Origin of the sequence: Brevundimonas sp., from assembly GCF_046299535.1 — a bacterium.
Lineage (GTDB): Bacteria > Pseudomonadota > Alphaproteobacteria > Caulobacterales > Caulobacteraceae > Brevundimonas.
On sequence record NZ_JBKBIB010000005.1, the window covers coordinates 90,750 to 107,431 of the forward strand.

Annotated in this window: 19 protein-coding genes; 9 read left to right on the forward strand and 10 right to left on the reverse strand. The window is 69.0% G+C overall.

Annotated elements, in window-relative coordinates; all coding sequences use genetic code 11:
• Positions 1-15: 15 nt before the first annotated feature.
• The 5 genes from ACK4FB_RS05460 to ACK4FB_RS05480 all read right to left on the reverse strand — a co-directional run bounded on the left by ACK4FB_RS05460 (position 16) and on the right by ACK4FB_RS05480 (position 3,138).
• Positions 16-771 carry a tetratricopeptide repeat protein gene (locus ACK4FB_RS05460; protein WP_409748816.1) on the reverse strand — a complete coding sequence of 252 codons (756 nt, stop codon included), beginning with the start codon at positions 769-771 and terminating at the stop codon, positions 16-18.
• Positions 772-891: 120 nt separating this feature from the next.
• The gene (panB, locus tag ACK4FB_RS05465) at positions 892-1,722 is read right to left on the reverse strand and encodes a 3-methyl-2-oxobutanoate hydroxymethyltransferase (RefSeq protein ID WP_409748819.1); all 831 of its coding nucleotides are present in this window, start codon (positions 1,720-1,722) and stop codon (positions 892-894) included.
• A complete protein-coding gene (locus tag ACK4FB_RS05470; protein ID WP_409748822.1) occupies positions 1,722-2,177 on the reverse strand; it encodes a hypothetical protein in 456 nt (151 codons plus the stop codon). Before ACK4FB_RS05470 ends, panB begins: the two co-directional genes overlap by 1 nt.
• Positions 2,164-2,724 carry an RNA polymerase sigma factor gene (locus ACK4FB_RS05475; protein ID WP_409748825.1) on the reverse strand — a complete coding sequence of 187 codons (561 nt, stop codon included), beginning with the start codon at positions 2,722-2,724 and terminating at the stop codon, positions 2,164-2,166. Before ACK4FB_RS05475 ends, ACK4FB_RS05470 begins: the two co-directional genes overlap by 14 nt.
• 27 nt (positions 2,725-2,751) lie before the next feature.
• Positions 2,752-3,138 (reverse strand): DUF6249 domain-containing protein, encoded by a 387-nt coding sequence (locus ACK4FB_RS05480; protein ID WP_409748828.1) that lies wholly within the window; start codon positions 3,136-3,138, stop codon positions 2,752-2,754.
• Between the two features lie 357 nt (positions 3,139-3,495).
• Here ACK4FB_RS05480 and ACK4FB_RS05485 point away from each other — a divergent pair, with 357 nt between their 5' ends.
• On the forward strand, positions 3,496-4,308 hold the full coding sequence (locus tag ACK4FB_RS05485; protein WP_409748831.1) for an endonuclease/exonuclease/phosphatase family protein: 813 nt from the start codon (positions 3,496-3,498) through the stop codon (positions 4,306-4,308).
• Here the strand turns inward: ACK4FB_RS05485 and ACK4FB_RS05490 are convergent.
• From ACK4FB_RS05490 to ACK4FB_RS05500, 3 genes are read right to left on the reverse strand one after another with little or no spacing between them, the layout of a single operon-like run.
• Entirely contained in the window at positions 4,305-4,610 is a 306-nt protein-coding gene (locus tag ACK4FB_RS05490; RefSeq protein WP_409748834.1) for a hypothetical protein, read from the reverse strand. The two genes, ACK4FB_RS05485 and ACK4FB_RS05490, sit on opposite strands and share 4 nt — an antisense overlap.
• A complete protein-coding gene (locus ACK4FB_RS05495; RefSeq protein ID WP_409748837.1) occupies positions 4,603-5,133 on the reverse strand; it encodes an RNA polymerase sigma factor in 531 nt (176 codons plus the stop codon). Before ACK4FB_RS05495 ends, ACK4FB_RS05490 begins: the two co-directional genes overlap by 8 nt.
• 30 nt (positions 5,134-5,163) lie before the next feature.
• Positions 5,164-5,589: a hypothetical protein gene (locus tag ACK4FB_RS05500; protein ID WP_409748840.1), complete on the reverse strand. Its 426-nt coding sequence runs from the start codon at positions 5,587-5,589 to the stop codon at positions 5,164-5,166.
• Positions 5,590-5,695: 106 nt separating this feature from the next.
• Between ACK4FB_RS05500 and ACK4FB_RS05505 the strand changes: the two genes are divergently transcribed.
• On the forward strand, positions 5,696-5,893 hold the full coding sequence (locus ACK4FB_RS05505) for a hypothetical protein (RefSeq protein ID WP_409748843.1): 198 nt from the start codon (positions 5,696-5,698) through the stop codon (positions 5,891-5,893).
• Between the two features lie 126 nt (positions 5,894-6,019).
• Complete coding sequence (locus tag ACK4FB_RS05510) at positions 6,020-8,257, forward strand: glycoside hydrolase family 3 N-terminal domain-containing protein (RefSeq protein WP_409749042.1); 2,238 nt, start codon at positions 6,020-6,022, stop codon at positions 8,255-8,257.
• Here ACK4FB_RS05510 and ACK4FB_RS05515 read toward each other — a convergent pair.
• Positions 8,254-8,601 carry an arsenate reductase gene (locus tag ACK4FB_RS05515; protein ID WP_409748846.1) on the reverse strand — a complete coding sequence of 116 codons (348 nt, stop codon included), beginning with the start codon at positions 8,599-8,601 and terminating at the stop codon, positions 8,254-8,256. The two genes, ACK4FB_RS05510 and ACK4FB_RS05515, sit on opposite strands and share 4 nt — an antisense overlap.
• A 100-nt stretch (positions 8,602-8,701) precedes the next feature.
• Positions 8,702-10,786, reverse strand: coding sequence for a TonB-dependent receptor domain-containing protein (locus ACK4FB_RS05520; protein ID WP_409748849.1), 2,085 nt, complete (start codon positions 10,784-10,786; stop codon positions 8,702-8,704).
• A gap of 231 nt (positions 10,787-11,017) precedes the next feature.
• Here ACK4FB_RS05520 and ACK4FB_RS05525 point away from each other — a divergent pair, with 231 nt between their 5' ends.
• From ACK4FB_RS05525 to ACK4FB_RS05550, 6 genes are all read left to right on the forward strand, one after another.
• Entirely contained in the window at positions 11,018-11,668 is a 651-nt protein-coding gene (locus ACK4FB_RS05525) for a PepSY-associated TM helix domain-containing protein (RefSeq protein ID WP_409748852.1), read from the forward strand.
• Positions 11,669-11,679: 11 nt separating this feature from the next.
• Positions 11,680-12,192 (forward strand): DUF2271 domain-containing protein, encoded by a 513-nt coding sequence (locus tag ACK4FB_RS05530; protein WP_409748855.1) that lies wholly within the window; start codon positions 11,680-11,682, stop codon positions 12,190-12,192.
• Between the two features lie 19 nt (positions 12,193-12,211).
• Positions 12,212-13,015: a DUF4198 domain-containing protein gene (locus ACK4FB_RS05535; protein WP_409748858.1), complete on the forward strand. Its 804-nt coding sequence runs from the start codon at positions 12,212-12,214 to the stop codon at positions 13,013-13,015.
• A 1-nt stretch (position 13,016) separates the two neighbouring features.
• Positions 13,017-14,015: an FAD:protein FMN transferase gene (locus ACK4FB_RS05540; RefSeq protein ID WP_409748860.1), complete on the forward strand. Its 999-nt coding sequence runs from the start codon at positions 13,017-13,019 to the stop codon at positions 14,013-14,015.
• Positions 14,012-15,352, forward strand: coding sequence for a sulfite reductase subunit alpha (locus ACK4FB_RS05545; protein ID WP_409748863.1), 1,341 nt, complete (start codon positions 14,012-14,014; stop codon positions 15,350-15,352). The genes ACK4FB_RS05540 and ACK4FB_RS05545 overlap by 4 nt, the downstream gene beginning before the upstream one ends.
• Before the next feature lie 108 nt (positions 15,353-15,460).
• Complete coding sequence (locus ACK4FB_RS05550; protein ID WP_409748866.1) at positions 15,461-16,666, forward strand: acetyl-CoA C-acyltransferase; 1,206 nt, start codon at positions 15,461-15,463, stop codon at positions 16,664-16,666.
• Positions 16,667-16,682 lie beyond the last annotated feature (16 nt).

A 16,682-nucleotide genomic window follows, 5' to 3' on the forward strand; every position in this document is an offset into this window, starting at 1 on the left:
GCGGTGATCCTGGATTTACGGCTGTGCGGACGGCGCGGGGCCGGCCGGAGTCTGGGTCGGCGACAGTGCCGCGTCGGCTTGGGGCGCGTCGGCCTGGGCCCGGATGATCTCGACCATTGAGGCCGCGACCCCCGAATCGATGGCGTCCTGCACCAGCTGCGCGCGCTGGCGCACCACGTCCGGCACGTCCTGACCAAGCGCCAGGAGAGCGAACACGGGGCGGGCTTCCGCCGTCTGGCCGTGCTGAATGCGAGCCAGGCCCTGGGCCTCGCGGGCGTAGGGGCTGAAGGGCCGCCCGTCCTGCGCGATGGGGGCCAGACGCGCCTCGATATCCTCGAGCGGCGCGGTGTCCATCAGCAGGAAAGCGGCTTTCAGGCGTGCAAGGTCAGCGATCATCGGCTGCCGAGAGGCCGAGGCGGCCTCGTCAAACAGGGCGACCGCGTCATCGATGCGGTCCTGGGCGACCGCAATTCCGGCCCGCTGGTGCAAGGCCAGAGCCTTGTAGCCGGCCGATCCGGTGTCGACCGCATCCACAAAGGCGGCGTCGGCGGCGTCAGCGTTTTCCTCGCTCAGGGCCTGCATGCCGCGGTCATAGTGCGCGGCGGCGGTTTCCGCGCGGCTGGTCTGCCAGGACTGCCAGCCCCACCAGGCCAGGGCCGCGACCAGCGCCAGCACAAGCGCTGCGGCGACCCAGGGCCCCCATGTGCGGAACAGGCGGCGGTACCGTTCGGAGCGAAGCTCCTCCTCGACCTCTTCGAAGACATCGACCACTTGAAAGACACGCTCCCCGAGACACGCTGGCTGTGCGGTCCGTGCGAAAGCACGGCCGCGGACAATTTCGGCGCGACCCTAGAGGCTTGGCGCGCCGCCCGCAACGCGGACGAATCCGGTTCAGACCGGCTTTTTGGAGAAGTAGGTCTCGACTTGGGCGGGAAAACGGCGCGCCCTCACGTCTTCGGCGTAGCTTTTCGCCGAACGGGTGATTTCACCGCGCAGGTCGGCATAGCGCCGCACGAACTTCGGCGACCAGTCGAACATGCCCAGCATGTCATTGATCACCAGGATCTGTCCGTCGCAGGCGGCGGAGGCGCCGATGCCGATCGTCGGCTTGTCGATGGCCTGGGTGATCTCGGCGGCAAGGCCCTCGGCCACCCCCTCGACGACCACCGCGAAGGCGCCGGCGTCGGCCGTGGCCTCGGCCTCGGCCATCACGCGCAACCGCTCGCCCTCCGTCTTCCCCTTGGCCTTGAAGCCGCCCTCGTTCAGGACCGCCTGTGGCCGCAGGCCCACGTGGCCCATGACCGGGATGCCGCGCTGGACGAGATATTCAATGGTGTGGGGGACCGTGGGGCCGCTTTCCAGCTTCACCCCTTGCGCGCCCGTTTCCTTCATCACGCGGGCGCAGTTGTCGTAGGCGACTTCCTTGCCGCCCTCGTAACTGCCGAAGGGCATGTCGACGACCACCATCGCCCGGCGGGCCCCGCGCATCACGGCCTGGCCGTGCAGGATCATCATCTCCAGGGTCACGCCGACCGTGTTGGGCAGGCCGTGCACCACCATGCCCACGCTGTCGCCCACCAGCAGCAGGTCGCAGTGGTCGTCCAGCATCTGGGCCATGGGCGCGTCGTAGGCGGTCAGGCAGACGATGGGTTCGCCGCCCTTGCGCGCCAGGATGTCAGGGGCGTGCAGCCGCTTGACCGGCTCCTGCTTGTGAGAAGACATCAGACCTCGTTCGCCAGCTTCATGCCCGCCATGACCGCCGCCGCGATCAGCAGCGCCGCCACGGCCCAGAACACCTGCATACCCCCAAGCCCGGCGAAATCGAAATCAACACCCAGGGCGCTCAGGCCGCTCTGCGCCGCCTGGGCCTGGGCGGTCAGGGCGCCCACGCCCGCATCCATCAGCCGGACGCTGTCCGGCGCCGAGGCGGCAGTGGCGGAAAACCCTGTGGCGGCGGCATCGTTTCCGGCGCTGAAGTTCAGGTTGGCGCCCAGGGTCTCGCGCACGGCCACCACGCCGCCGATCAGACCCGCCAGGCCGATCACGACGGTGCGCATGCGGGATCCCGTCGCCAGCCGCGTTTCCACGCGGCGCGCGAACCCCGCAGGGTCGGGCATCGGCGGCGTCTCTCGAAACAGCCGCTCGATGAAGGGGTCGAATTCGTCAGGCGCGGACATCGGCCGCCCTCCCGAGGCTGTCCGGTTCCGGCGAAAGCCGGGCGCGGAGTTTATCCAGACCACGTTTGACATGAGATTTCACGGTCCCAAGTGGCGTATTCAAGGCGGCGGCGATCTCGGGGTGCGACAGACCGGCGCCGTGACACAGCGAGACACACAGTCTCTCGATGTCGGACAGGTCCCTCAGGGCCTCGTCCAGATCCATGCGGCCCGCCTGATCAGCGTGGACAGGCTCTTCCGCCGGCGCTTCGGTTTCAGAGACATAGCGCGCCTCCTTCACCTTGCGCTTTATATAGAGCCGCGCGGCGATCCGCTTGACCCAGGCCCCGAAAGCGCCCTCGCCCCGGAACTCGGCGCATTTCTCGAACGCCTGGATGAAGGCGTCCTGGGCGATATCGTCCGCGGTGGCCGGATCGGCGCCCATTCGGCGCAGCAGCGCCCGGACCGCCGAGCCGTGCCTGCGCACCAGCTCGCCGAACTCCCGACGTCCGCCGGCCGCCGCCAGGGCGGCCAGCTCCACGTCGTGAAGGTCGATGGGATTGGACATGGCGTTCCCCTGTCTTAAGACGCCGGCTCAGCCCTTGTTCTTGTTGAAGAAGCTCAGCACGATGAACGCCAGCCCGATAAAGCCGGGGATCGCGGCGATGCCGCCGAGGACGTAGAAAACCTCGCTGTCGCCGTCGGCGAAGCTGACAGCCCAGCCGAACGTCGTCACTCCGATGGCGATGGCCAGCCAGATCACCCCGATACGCATGTCGCGATGGGCCGACGGGACCGCCTTTGCGGCGTCCTTGCTCAAGGCCTCGATCAGCTCAGACGGCAGAGGCTGCCCCTTATCGATAGCCGTGCGCACAGTCGCCTGCATATCGCGACGGTCGCGGCTCTTCAGCCAGGACGGGATCGCGACGATGGCGACGATCATCGCAAAGAAAGCGAGCGGAACAAAAATTTCGACACCCATGGTGACGGTCCTCCAAACAGGCGGCCATGACGGCGCGCCCTTCTGATCACAAGAGGCGGCGGCGGACCCTGATGGATGCGCGAACCGACGTGAAATCTTCGTAAGGTGCAGGGATCATCCAGCGTTCGTCCCCGGACCTCGCTGTCGGTCATAAACCGATCCGGTCGTATTGCGGATTTTTTCGCGCCCGTCTTTCCACACGGGTTATTCTCATCGTCACTTCGCGGCGGCGGCGCGATTTCAACAATTCAGACAATTCAGACACTGTTTTTTGCAACCCCTTTCTGGACCATAAAACCGCGATCACGCCTCACTGCCCGCCGATATTGCCCGTCCCCGCCTGTTTCCGGATTGATCATGCTCACCCGTCGCCGCCTGCTCCCCCTCGCCGTAGCCTTGCCCCTCGCCGCCTGCGCTGCGGTTCCTGCCGCCGACAGCCCCGCCGAACTGACCGTCGTCACCTTCAACATATGGCACGACATGGGCGACTGGCCCGCGCGGCGGCCGCTGGTCATCGAAGCCCTGCGCGAGATGGACGCCGATGTCATCGCCCTGCAGGAAGTCCTGCAGGACACGGACCTGCCCAACCAGGCCGAGGACATCGCCCGGGCGCTGGGCGGCTATTCTGTCCACTTCGTCTCGGTCGATCCGCCATCACAGGCCCGGCGCTACGGCAACGCCGTCCTCACGCGCCTGCCCGTGCTGGAAACCGGCGAGCACCGCCTGCGCCCGCTGAAGGATTCGCGCACCCTGGCGACCGTGCGGGTGTCCGTGAACGGCCGTCCGATCCAGATCGCGGCCACCCACCTGCACCACACCCCCGAGGGCGGCGCCCTGCGCGCCAGCCAGATCGACGACGCCTTGGCGGTCATCGGACCCGGCCAAGGACCGGTCATCCTTCTGGGAGACTTCAACGCTCCGGCTGAAGCACCTGAATTTGAGGAGGTTCGTGAGATATTCGCGGACGCTCTTCAAGGCGCCGATCCAGCTGCAGCCGCCCGCTCCACCCTGGTGACCGCCCACGGGCACCGCTCGGCGCGCATCGACCACATCTTCGTGCAGGCCGACCGGTTCCAGGTCCTGTCTGCGCGGTTGGCCGCCGACCAGCCGGTCGCCGGCGTCTGGCCGTCAGACCATGTGGCGGTCGTCGCGCGCCTGCGGCTGCGCTAGCGAGCCAGCCGCCGGACGCCCGCCAGGCTGGCCAGCACCAGCACCCCCGTCCCGCCGAGGATCGCGGCCGGAAGCACAAGGCTGTCCGCCAGCGCCGCCACGGACGGTCCCAGCACGGGCTGCAACGCCCAGCTCAACAGGCCGGCCACGCCGGCCCATGGCGCCGCCGCGCCCACTCGCGCCCACGCCCGACGTCTGGCGATGCGCTGCGCCACCCCGGCGCAGAACGCAGGGTCCCGCGCAGGCGCGGCGTGTGCCGCGAACAGGGCGGCCAGCTTCTGGTCCGGCGTCAATTCAGCCATCTGATCCTCCAAGCGCCTGAAGCAGTTTCGCGCGCCCGCGCCCAACATGGGACTTCACCGTGCCGAGGGGCAAGCCCAGGGCCGCCGCCGCCTCGCCGTGGGACCAGCCCTCGGCCAGACAGAGGGCTACGCACGCCCGCTCGTCCGGGGCCAGGGCGGCCATGGCGGCTTCCATGGCCATGCGATCCTCGGGCGAGATGCCCGGCTGGGGCGCGCTCGCCTCCATCCACGCCGCATCGCGCGCCTCCGCCCGCCGCCGGCCCCGCATCCGGTCCCGCGCCTTGCGCCAGGCGATGCCGCACAGCCAGGGGCGAACGCCGGCCCCATCGTTGAGCGACGACAACGACGCCCACGCCGTCAGGAACACGTCCTGCGCCAGATCGTCCGCCTCGGCCCGGTCTCCATTCAGAACGCGCCGCAGAAACCCCCGCACCACGCCCTGATGCCGGGCCACAAGACGGGCGAAGGCGGCGTCCGACCCCGTGCGGGCCGTCGCCACCAGTTCGGCGTCGCTGTCGAACACCCTCTTGCCCCCGCGCCGTGAACGCGACCGTCAGGAGCCGCCCCGCCGCGTGGTCAGGGCCGAGATCAGGGCCCACACCGCGACCGCGCCCATGGTCAGGGCGACCACCGTGAACGGGAAACGGACGCCCATGTCGGCGCCGAACACCCCGGGCATGTAGGCCGCGACGCCGAAGCCCGTCGCGATCACCCCGAACAGGCCGACCAGAGACCAGTAGTTGGTGGGCCGTGCCGAACCATACGAAGCGCTGCCCCACATTTCCGCGTCGGAATCGATGGGCTTGTCCAACACCTTCATCAGCTCGGGCGGAACCTCCTTGCCGCTGTCGGCATAGCGGCGGACGATGTCCAGGGTCGCCCGCTGACGCCGATAGTTGAGCCAGCTGGCCCAGCCCGCATAGACGAACCAGCCCACGGGAAACAGCAGCCACCAGTAGCTGCGGAACAGGTCTTCCATCTCTCATCCCTCCGATTGCGCAGCGATCATCGCCCGCTTTCCCCCTGTAGTCGCCGCCGATATGCTCTGCGGATGCAGGACCCGATGATTTTTCCACGAGGCGCCCATGGACCCCGCTGAGCGCCGCCGCCTGATGTATCGCGGCTTTGGCCTGTTCGCCGTCATTCTGGGCCTGTCGGGCGCCACGAACGCGTCAGTGATGCTGTTCGCCGGGGCGTCGCTGGCCGACGAGGCGCGGTTGCTGGCCCCTGCCCTCATCCTTCTGGGCCTTGGCGGATGGTTATGGTGGAAGTCTCGCAACTGATCCGGGCAACGCTTTGTGATAAGCCCTGCCTTTCGGTCTGGGGGCCGGGGCGCTAGGGCTGCCCGTCCCCGACATGATCGGACCTTGGTGATTATGAGTGAGACTGCTGTGACAAGACGCACCCTGATGGCCGCCGGAGCGATGGGCCTTGCTCTGGTGGCGGCGCCCCGCGCCTTGGCCGGACGCGTCGACAGCCACCGGGCGCGCATCGAAGACCTGATCGCGCGCATGACGATCCAGGAGAAGGCCGGCCAGCTCACCCTCTTCAATGATCCCTTCCGCTGGCGGCCGGGCAATGTGAATCCCGGCGACTTCGACACCGATCAGGAAAAGACCGCGCAGCAGATTCGCGACGGCCACGTGGGCGCCCTGTTCAACGGCGTGGGCGCCGAACAGGCCCGCTACGCCCAGCGCCTGGCGCTGGAGGAAAGCCGCCTTGGCATCCCCATGCTGTTCGCCGCCGACATCATCCATGGCCTGCGCACCACCTTCCCCGTGCCGCTGGGCGAGGCGGCCAGCTGGGATCTGGATCTGGCCGAGCGCACCGCGCGGGCGGCGGCGGCCGAGGGCGGCGCGTCGGGCATCCACCAGACCTACGCCCCCATGGTCGACGTGGCGCGGGACCAGCGCTGGGGCCGCGTGGTCGAGGGCGCGGGCGAGGATGTGCTGCTCAACAATCTGTTCGCCGCAGCCCGCACGCGCGGTTTCCAGGGCGATGACCTGTCTGACCCGCTCAGCCTGCTGGCAACGCCCAAGCACTTCGCCGCCTACGGCGCGGCCGAGGCGGGGCTGGACTACAACACCACCGACATGAGCGAGCAGACCCTCCGGGGCGTGCACCTGCCGCCCTTCCAGGCCGCATTCGAGGCCGGCGCCCTGTGCACCATGAGCGCCTTCAACGACCTGAACGGCGTACCCACCTCGGGCAATCACTGGCTGCTGACAGAAATCCTGCGCGACGAGTGGGGCTTCACCGGCTTCGTGGTGTCCGACTACACCTCCGAGCGGGAGCTGATCGCCCACGGCTTCGCCGAGGACGACCGGGACGCCGCCCGCATCGCCCTGACCGCCGGCGTGGACATGTCCATGCAGAGCGGCATCTATCTGGCCCACATCCCTGATCTGGTCGAAAGCGGCGACGTTTCGATGGACGTCGTGGACCGCGCCGTGCGCCGGGTTCTGACCACCAAGGCGGCGCTGGGCCTGTTCGACGATCCCTACCGCGGCACCGACGCCGAGGTGGAGCGCCGCGTGGTGCGCTCCCAGGCCCATCGCGATCTGGCCCGCGAGGCCGGGCGCAAGTCCGTGGTGCTGCTCAAGAACGAGAACAGCCTCCTGCCCCTGCCGACGTCGGGCAAGCGCATCGCCCTGATCGGTCCGTTCGCCGACGACCGCTCCAACGTCTTCGGGCCATGGTCCATCTTCGCGGACCGCGAGATGGGCGTGACCTTCGAGGAAGGCTTCCGCGCCGCCCTGGCCGACCCGTCCCTGCTGACCGTGGTCAAGGGCTCGGACGTGGAGGCGCCGCTGGACGGCGGGATCGAGGCCGCCGTGGCCGCCGCGCGCAACGCCGACGTGGTGGTGCTGGCCATCGGCGAGTCCCACAACATGTCCGCCGAGGCCCAGTCGCGGGTGAACATCGTTGTACCGCCCCCCCAGCAGGCCTTGGCCGAGGCCGTGGCCGCCACGGGCAAGCCGGTCGTGGTCCTGCTCAAGACCGGTCGCGCGCTGGAGCTGTCTGGCGCGGTCCGGGACGCCGGCGCCATCATGGTCACCTGGTTCCTAGGCTCCGAGGAAGGGAACGCCGCCGCCGATGTGATCTTCGGCGACCACGCCCCCATCGGCCGCCTGCCCATCAGCTTCGCCCACTATTCCGGGCAGCAGCCGTACTATTACAGCCGCAAGGCCACGGGCCGCCCGGAGCTGCCGAACGAGTCAGAGTACAAGGCCCGCTTCCGCGAGACGTCCAACACCGCCCTCTATCCGTTCGGCCACGGCCTGGGCTACGCCCCGGTGCGTTACGGGGACATCGTGCTGGGATCAGAGACCCTGTCATGGAGCGGCGAACTGACCGCCTCGGTCAGCGTCACCAACACCGGCCACCGCCCGGTGGATGAAGTCGTCCAGCTGTACGTCCGCGACCGGGTCGCCAGCCTGACCCAGCCCGAGCGGCTGCTGAAGGCGTTCCAGCGCGTCACCATCGCCCCCGGCGAAACGGTCGAGGCCGCCTTCACCCTGACCCGTCAGGACCTGCTGTTCATCGGCCGCGACATGGCCCCGACGGTGGAGCCGGGCTGGTTCGACCTGTGGCTGGCGCCCAACGCCCAGAGCGGGCCGCACACCCAGTTCCGGCTGGTGCGTTAGGCGAAGGCCGCCTCATAGACCTCGGGTTTGAACCCCACGATCCGGCGGTCGCCCAGGTCCAGAACCGGGCGCTTGATCATGGACGGCTGGGCCAGCATCAGGGCGATGGCCCTGTCCTGATCCAGTTCCGCCCGGTCCGCCTCCGGCAGCTTGCGGAAAGTGGTCCCGGCGCGGTTCAGCACCACCGGCCAACCATGCTCGTCGCACCACTGCTCCAGAGAAGCCCGGTCGATCCCGGCCTTCTTGTAGTCGTGAAACACATAGTCCACGCCCCGGCCCTCCAGCCAGGTCCGCGCCTTCCTGACCGTGTCGCAGTTGGGAATGCCGTAGAGGGTCGGGGTCATCTGGGCTCCATGACGAGGGTGTGTGTTGGCCGCGCAGGCTAAGGGGTCCGGCCACCGCATGACCAGACCCCCCGGGCATCATCCCGCCCTGATCGCCGGATCAGAAGTCCACGTTCACCGACAACCACAGTCGGCGCGGTTCCTGGTTGTTGGCGTATTCCGGCGCATAGGCCACGGGCGTGCCGTAAGGCATCAGCCGTACGAAGTCCTTGTCGAACAGGTTGTAGATCGTCGCATTGACCGACACACGGTCATTGACCTGATACGACCCGCCCAGGTGGAACAGACTATAGGACGCCAGATCGCCCAGGGCGTCACGCGCCGCGCCCGCGCCCCGATACCGCTCGCTGCGGTATTCGCCCCGCACCCACGCATTCAGGCTTTCCGTGACCGTCCAGCGCAACTGGGCGTTCAGCATGTGCTCGGGCGTGTCCGTCAGGGGCAGGCCCGCCTGTGAACCGCTCTTCTGCTCGCTGTCGGTGTAGGTGTAGTTGCCGCTGAGGGTCCAGGCGTCGCTGACGTTCCAGCGGCTCACGACCTCCAGCCCCCGGGTCACGGCCTCGTCGATGTTCACGCTCTGGCCGAACTCGGCGATGAGCGGCCAAGGCCCCACATCCACGCAGCCGGGCTGGTTCGGATTGGCCGCGAAGGTGCAGTTCGGGACCGGAACGCCCGAGGCGATCTTGTCCTCGAATTCGTTGCGGAACACCGTGGCGCTGGCGCGGAAGGTCGAACCGTTGTCGTAATAGACCCCGAACTCATAGGCCGTGCTGGTTTCCGGGGTCAGGGTCGGCGTGCCGATGAACGGCAGGGTCCCCTGACGGCCGAAGCCGTTGATCCCGGGGGTCAGTTGCTCCAGCCGCGGCGTCTTGTAGCCGGCGCTGACGCCGCCCTTCAGGGTCCACTGATCCGTGGCGTTCCACACCAGATAGGCGCGGGGACTGACCTGATCGCCAAAGTCGGAATGTTCGTCGTAGCGGACGCCCGCCGTCAGGGCCAGGTTCGGGGCGAATCGCCATTCATCCTCCGCGAACAGGGCCCACTGTTCGAAGGTGAAATTGCCCGCCGCCACGCCGTCGGTCATCTCGGCGTCCAGATACTGCCCCCCCAGGGTGAAGGTATGGTCACGCCACTGGGAATGGAGCTTGGTGTCGAAGATCGTGCTGGTGGTCTCCAGCAGGCGGGGGCTCCCCGCACCCGGCACGCCATTGGGGACGATGCGTCCCAGCGTCTCGGTGAAATTGTGCGACAGGGTGGATTCCAGCGCCCCGAACGGCAGGCGCCAGTCGTGGGCCAAGACGTACTGTTCGCGGTTGAATTCCAGGAAGTCGTCGTAGCCGCCGGCCGTGGTGTTGGTACCCATCTGGCCTTCGGAATTGTCGTACCATTGACGGGCCACATCGGCGTCCAGCCACAGGCTGTGGTTCGGCGCGGGCGTCAGGGTCAGTCGGGCGCCCGCGGTCCAGATTTCGAACGCCGTGGCGCTGCGGCCGAAGCCGGTCACCTCCACCTCGTCGCCATCGATGTCGCGGTAGGTGAGATTGGAGTCCTCACGCTCGGACCAGCTCCCGCGCACCGCCAGACCCAGGATGTCGGCGATCAGGGGGCCGGACGCGTAGAGATTGCCGCCATAGATATTCCCGAACTGGTCGTCGCTCTGCAGCGTCGTGTTGGCCGAAGCTGACCCGGCCCACACATCGCCGACCTTGCGCGTGATGATGTTGACCACCCCGCCCATGGCGTCGGAGCCGTAGAGGGTCGCCACCGGTCCGCGCACCACCTCCACCCGGTCGATGGCGGAGGCCGGCGGCAGAAAGCTGGTCGAGGTTTCCCCGAACCCGTTCGGAGTCACGCTGCCCGCCGTGTTCTGCCGGCGGCCGTCGATCAGGATGAGGGTGTAGTCCGAGCCCATGCCCCGGATGTTGATGGTCTGACCACCGGTCTTGCCGACCCCGGAGCCGGTATCGACGCCCTCGATGGTGTTCAGCAATTCGGCGATGGAGGTGGCGCGCATCTCCTCGATCTCGGCGCGCGGCAGCACGCTGATGGAGGCCGGCGCCTGGGTGATGCGCTGCTCGAAGCCTGCGGCGGTCACCACCAGCTCGTCCACCTGGGTTACCGGCGCGTCCGACGTGTCATCCGCCAACACGAGGCCCGGCGCGCAGATCGCGGCTGTCGCCGTCATCAGAAGGATTCGAGACGGGAATCGGCAGTTGAACATTGTGGAGCGCCCCTGGGTGTCAGTTGAGAGCGGCTCTCATAAACAGATGCGAACGAGACGCAACAAAATTGATAACGATTATCATATGAACTTTTGCAAAAGCGTCAGCCGCTGCAAAAAACCGCTCTTGCAAATCGTTCTCACTTCATGGCAATGCCGGAGCCCCCTGTCCCTCCTCGGATTCATCCGCCCACCATGTCAACCACCGCCACAGCCCAGCGGCCCGCCGCCGCCCTGAACGCCCGACGGTCGTTCTGGCTGAAGCAGTTGCACCAGTGGCACTGGATCAGCGCGGGGTTGAGTCTGGTGGGCATGATCCTGTTCGCAGTCACGGGCATCACCCTGAACCACGCCGCCCAGATCCCCGCCGAGCCGGTGACGGTCGAGCAGACCGCCGTCCTGCCCGCCCCCCTTCTGGGGCGGCTGGAGACCATGAACGCGGAAACCACCGATCCCCTACCCGGCGCGGTGGCCCGGTGGCTGGACGGCGAACTGGGCGTGTCGACGGCCGGCAAGCCTACCGAGACCATCGATGTGGAGGTCTATGTGGCCCTGCCGGCGCCCGGCGGCGACGGCTGGCTGACCATCGACCGCGCCACCGGCGACGTGCTGCACGAACAGACCACCAACGGCTGGGTCGCCTACCTCAACGATCTGCACAAGGGACGCAACACCGGCGTGGTCTGGGCCTGGTTCATCGACATCTTCGCGGGCGCCTGCGTGGTGTTCTGCCTCACCGGCCTGGCCCTGCTGTGGCTGCATGCGCGCGGCCGTCCGTCCACCTGGCCGCTGGTGGGGCTGGGGCTTCTGATCCCGCTCATCATCGCCCTCATCTTCATTCACTGACGAGTTTGCTCATGCGCGTCCTTCCCCTCGCCCTCGCCGCCGCCGGAGCCGCCGGCGCCCCGGCCATGGCCGCCGATCTGAACGTGTCGGTGGAGATCCCGCGCATCGCCACGGCGTCGTACCACCGTCCCTATGTGGCGGTGTGGATCGAGCGGGCGGACCGGACCTCCGCCGGCACCCTGGCGGTCTGGTACGACACCGCCCTGCCCGCCGGCGAAGGCAAGGACTGGCTCAAGGACATGCGCACCTGGTGGCGCCGCGAGGGCCGCGCCATGACCCTGCCCGCCGATGGCGTATCCAGCGCCACCCGCGCGCCGGGCCGCCACAGCCTGACCTTCAGCGGATCGCGCGGCCCGCTGCGCAATCTGCCCGCCGGGGAATACACCCTGGTGGTCGAGGCCGCGCGCGAACTGGGCGGCCGCGAGGAGGTGCGCGTGCCCTTCCGCTGGGGCGCCGCCTCGCCCGCCGCCACCCAGCGCGGCGCGTCCGAGCTGGGCGCCGTCACCGTCTCCGTCACCCGATAAGCTGTTCAGGATTCACGCCATGAAGAAGATCGTCTTCGCCCTCGCCGCCCTGGCCGTTGGGGCCGCCCCCCTGGCCGCCCAGGCCCACCGGGCATGGATCGCGCCCTCGTCCACCGTGCTGTCGGGATCGGACGGCTGGATCTCCATCGACGCGGGCATGTCCAACGGGGTGTTCATCGCCGACCACGCCCCCATGCGACTGGACGGTCTGGTCATCATCGCGCCGGACGGCTCGGTCGTCTCCGCTGAAAACGAGCACCGCGCCCGCTACCGCTCCACCTTCGACGTGCACCTGACCCAGCCCGGCACGTACAAGATCGCCAATGTCTCGTCGGGCTTCTTCGCCAGCTACACCCTGAACGGCGAGCGCCAGCGCTGGCGCGGCGCGGCCTCGGACTTCCCCGCCGCCCTGCCCGAGGGCGCTGCCGAGATCGAGGGCACGGAGAACGCCAACCGCATCGAGACCTTCGCCACCCTGGGCGCCCCGACCCGGACCGTGTTCGAACCCACCGGCCAGGGCCTGGAGCTGGTTCCCGTCACCCATCCCAACGACCTGATCGTCGGCGAAGCCGGTCAGTTCCGCCTGCTGAACGACGGCGTCCCGGCCGCTGGTGTTGAAGTCACCGTGGCGCGCGGCGGCTCGCGCTATCGCGACAATCCCGAAGAGATGACCGTCACCACCGACACCGACGGCCTGTTCCAGATCACCTGGACCGAGGCCGGTCTGTACTGGGTCAACGCGTCGGTCCGCACCCCCGCCGGTGAAGGCCGCGCGCACGCCCGCAACGTTCAGTACACCGCCACCTTCGAAGTCCTGCCCTGAGGTGACGGCCAACCGCGTACTGATCCCCGCGCTGGAGCGGATTCCGGCGCGGCCGTCCGGCGCGGTGCTGGTGCTGGCCGGCGAGGCCATGGGCACGTCGTGGACGGTGCGCGCGGTCGGCGACCCCGCTGACGGCCCGCGCCTGACCGCCGCTGTCCGCGAGGAGATCGCCCGGGTGGATGAGCAGATGAGCCACTGGCGCGCCGACAGCGCCCTGTCCCGCTTCAACGCCGCCAGCGGGTGCGAGGCCCACGCCCTGCCCCGCCCCTTCGCCGAGGTGCTGGGCTACGCCCTGTCGCTGGCGCAGGAGACGGACGGCGCCTTCGATCCGACGCTGGGCGCGCTGGTGAACCTGTGGGGCTTCGGCCCCCCCGGACCGCGCGCCGATGTCCCGGCCGATGCCGAGATCGAAGCCGCCCGCACCATCGGCGGCTGGCAGCGTCTTCAACAGGATTCCGACGCCCGCTGGATCCAGCCCGGCGGCCTGCGGCTGGATCTGTCCGGCGTCGCCAAGGGCTTCGCCGTGGACGCTGTGTCCGAACGTCTCACCGCCGAAGGCGCGCCCCACCATTTGGTGGAGATCGGCGGCGAACTGCGCGGCTGCGGCGTCAAACCCGACGGTCGTCCATGGTGGGTGGAGCTGGAGCAACCGCCGGGTCTGGACGCCCCTCGCATGCTGGCCGCCCTGCACGGGCTTTCGGTGGCCACCTCCGGCGATCAGGTGCGGGTGTTCGAGCACGACGGTCGCGCCTTCTCACACACCCTGGACGGCCGCACCGGACGCCCGGTCGACAACGGCGTGGCCTCGGTCAGCGTGCTGCACCCGTCCGCCATGCAGGCCGACGCCCTGGCCAGCGCCCTCACGGTCATGGGCCCCGGCGCGGGTATGGCCCATGCCGAACGCGAAGACCTCGCCGTGCGCATGATCCTGCGCGGACCGGCCGGACTGGAAGAACGCTTCAGCCCCGCCCTCGCCGCCATGCTGGATGACGCAGAATGACCGCCGATCCCATCCGTTGGGCGTGGGCGGCCGCAGCCGCCATGCTGTGGCTGGCCCTGATCGGCCTGATCGCCCTGCGCCGCGCGCGCAAGACCGGCGACACAGCCCCGACCGCGCCCGACGCCACCCTCGTGGTCTTCGCCAGCCAGACCGGTTTCGCCGAGGAGCTGGCCCGCATGACCGCCGCCGCGCTGAACGCCGGCGGCGTCCCCACCGCCCTGATCAGCCTCGGCGACCTCACCGCCGAGCGCCTCGCCGCCGCGCCCCGCGCACTGTTCCTCGCCTCCACCACCGGCGAGGGCGACGCCCCGGATTCCGCCGTCGCCTTCCTGCGCCGCATGGGCGCGCTGAACCTGTCCCGCGTCACCTATGGCGTCCTCGCCCTCGGCGACAGCAGCTACCGCAATTTCTGCGCCTTCGCCCGGGCGCTGGACGACTGGCTGAGGGGGAACGGAGCCCGCCCCCTGTTCGACCGCGTCGAGGTCGACAACGGCGAGACCGGCGCCATCCGTCACTGGCAGCATCAACTGAACCAGATCACCGGCCGGACCGACGCGCCGGACTGGGCGCCCCCCGCCTACGCCCCGTGGCGCCTGATCGAGCGCGAGCGGCTGAACGGCCCGGACAGCCCAGGCGAGGGCCTGTGGCGCATCGCGCTGGAGCCCGTCGGCGCGATGCCCGACTGGCGCGCTGGCGACATCGCGGAAGTCGGCGTGCCCTCAACGCCCGGCCGGCCGCCCCACGCCCACCGGGAATACTCCGTCGCCTCCCTGCCCGCGGACGGCCGGCTGGAGCTGATCGTGCGCCTGATGCGCGGCCCGGACGGGGCGCCGGGTCTGGCGTCGGGCTGGTTGACGCAGGCCTGCGCGATCGGCGCGCCGGTCGACCTGCGCATCCGGTCCAACAGCGCCTTCCACGGCCGCGGGGGTTCCCCCCCCATGATCCTGATCGGCGCGGGAAGCGGGCTGGCGGGGCTGCGGGCCCACATCAAGGAACGGCAGGCGGCCGGGCGCGGCGCCAACTGGCTGATCCTCGGCGAACGCCACCCCGAGCACGACCGCATCCTGACGCCCGAGTTGGAAACCTGCCGCGCACTGGGAACGCTGGAACGACTGGACCGCGTATTCTCGCGCGGCGCCGAGGGTCGGTACGTTCAGGATCATCTGCGCGATCACGCGGATCGGGTGCGCGACTGGATCGCCCGGGGCGCCGTCATCCATGTCTGCGGCGCCGTGGCCATGGGCGCCGGAGTCCACGCCGCCCTGACCGCAATTCTGGGCGCGGAGGCCCTCGACGACCTGACCGCCCGGGGCCGCTACCGGCGCGACGTCTACTAGCCGGCGAAAGCCTCGATTGCCGCCGCCTGACCCCGCTTTTCAGGTGGTTCGCGAGGGCCGGTCGTGGTCAAATACGGTTACAGTCCCGAAGCCAATTCAGAGAGCGCCATGTCCCGCGAAGCCGTTATCGTCTCCACCGCCCGCACCCCCATCGGTCGGGCCTACCGCGGCGCCTTCAACGACACCCAGCCGCAGCAACTGGGCGCCCACGCGGTGCGCCATGCGGTCGAGCGCTCGGGCGTCGATGCGGCCGAGATCGAAGACGTGATCATGGGCGCGGCCCTGCAGCAGGGCTCCACCTCGCCCAACATCGCCCGTCAGGTGGCGCTGGCCGCCGGTCTGCCCGCCAGCGTCGCCGGCATGAGCCTCGACCGCCAGTGCGCCTCGGGCCTCATGGCCATCGCCACCGCGGCCAAGCAGGTCATGATCGATGGCCAGCAGGTGGCTGTCGGCGGCGGCCTTGAGAGCATCTCGCTGGTCCAGAACCAGCACATGAACCTCTACCGCATGAAGGACGAGGCGCTGCTGAAGCTGTCGCCCCACATCTACATGTCCATGCTGGAGACCGCCGAGGTGGTGGCGGACCGCTACGGCATCTCCCGCGAGGCCCAGGACGAATACGCCCTGCAGTCGCAGCAGCGCACCGCCGCGGCCCAGGCGGCCGGTTATCTGGACGCCGAGGTGGTCCCCATGACCACAACCATGCAGGTTCAGGACAAGGCCACCGGTCAGGTGTCCGCCAAGGAAGTCACCCTGTCCAAGGACGAGGGCAACCGCCCCGAAACCACCCTTGAAGGCCTGTCCTCGCTCAAGCCCGTCTTCGGCGGGGGCGAGAAGATCGAACAGGGCCGTTTCATCACCGCGGGTAATGCGTCCCAGCTGTCGGACGGCGCCTCGGCCTCTGTCATCATGGAGGCGAAGGACGCGGAGCGGCGCGGCCTGACGCCCCTGGGCGCCTATCGCGGCATGGCCGTGGCGGGCTGCGAGCCGGACGAAATGGGCATCGGTCCCGTCTTCGCCGTGCCCAAGCTGCTGAAACAGCACGGCCTGACCGTGGACGACATCGGCATCTGGGAGCTGAACGAGGCCTTCGCGGTGCAGGTCCTGTACTGCCGCGACAAGCTGGGCATTCCCAATGACCGCCTGAACGTGTCCGGCGGCGCCATCTCCATCGGCCACCCCTACGGCATGTCCGGCGCCCGCATGACCGGCCACGTGCTGATCGAAGGCAAGCGGCGCGGCGCCAAGTACGGCGTCGTCACCATGTGCGTCGGCGGCGGCATGGGAGCCGCAGGGTTGTTCGAGATTTACTAGAACACGTCGGGCGCTG

Coding starts and splice junctions, on each gene's coding strand:
- panB (WP_409748819.1), bottom strand. CDS start 1,722: ATGTCTTCTCACAAGCAGGAGCCGGTCAAGCGGCTGCACGCCCCTGAC.
- ACK4FB_RS05470 (WP_409748822.1), bottom strand. CDS start 2,177: ATGTCCGCGCCTGACGAATTCGACCCCTTCATCGAGCGGCTGTTTCGA.
- ACK4FB_RS05475 (WP_409748825.1), bottom strand. CDS start 2,724: ATGTCCAATCCCATCGACCTTCACGACGTGGAGCTGGCCGCCCTGGCG.
- ACK4FB_RS05480 (WP_409748828.1), bottom strand. CDS start 3,138: ATGGGTGTCGAAATTTTTGTTCCGCTCGCTTTCTTTGCGATGATCGTC.
- ACK4FB_RS05485 (WP_409748831.1), top strand. CDS start 3,496: ATGCTCACCCGTCGCCGCCTGCTCCCCCTCGCCGTAGCCTTGCCCCTC.
- ACK4FB_RS05490 (WP_409748834.1), bottom strand. CDS start 4,610: ATGGCTGAATTGACGCCGGACCAGAAGCTGGCCGCCCTGTTCGCGGCA.
- ACK4FB_RS05500 (WP_409748840.1), bottom strand. CDS start 5,589: ATGGAAGACCTGTTCCGCAGCTACTGGTGGCTGCTGTTTCCCGTGGGC.
- ACK4FB_RS05505 (WP_409748843.1), top strand. CDS start 5,696: ATGGACCCCGCTGAGCGCCGCCGCCTGATGTATCGCGGCTTTGGCCTG.
- ACK4FB_RS05510 (WP_409749042.1), top strand. CDS start 6,020: ATGGCCGCCGGAGCGATGGGCCTTGCTCTGGTGGCGGCGCCCCGCGCC.
- ACK4FB_RS05515 (WP_409748846.1), bottom strand. CDS start 8,601: ATGACCCCGACCCTCTACGGCATTCCCAACTGCGACACGGTCAGGAAG.
- ACK4FB_RS05520 (WP_409748849.1), bottom strand. CDS start 10,786: ATGACGGCGACAGCCGCGATCTGCGCGCCGGGCCTCGTGTTGGCGGAT.
- ACK4FB_RS05525 (WP_409748852.1), top strand. CDS start 11,018: ATGTCAACCACCGCCACAGCCCAGCGGCCCGCCGCCGCCCTGAACGCC.
- ACK4FB_RS05530 (WP_409748855.1), top strand. CDS start 11,680: ATGCGCGTCCTTCCCCTCGCCCTCGCCGCCGCCGGAGCCGCCGGCGCC.
- ACK4FB_RS05535 (WP_409748858.1), top strand. CDS start 12,212: ATGAAGAAGATCGTCTTCGCCCTCGCCGCCCTGGCCGTTGGGGCCGCC.
- ACK4FB_RS05545 (WP_409748863.1), top strand. CDS start 14,012: ATGACCGCCGATCCCATCCGTTGGGCGTGGGCGGCCGCAGCCGCCATG.
- ACK4FB_RS05550 (WP_409748866.1), top strand. CDS start 15,461: ATGTCCCGCGAAGCCGTTATCGTCTCCACCGCCCGCACCCCCATCGGT.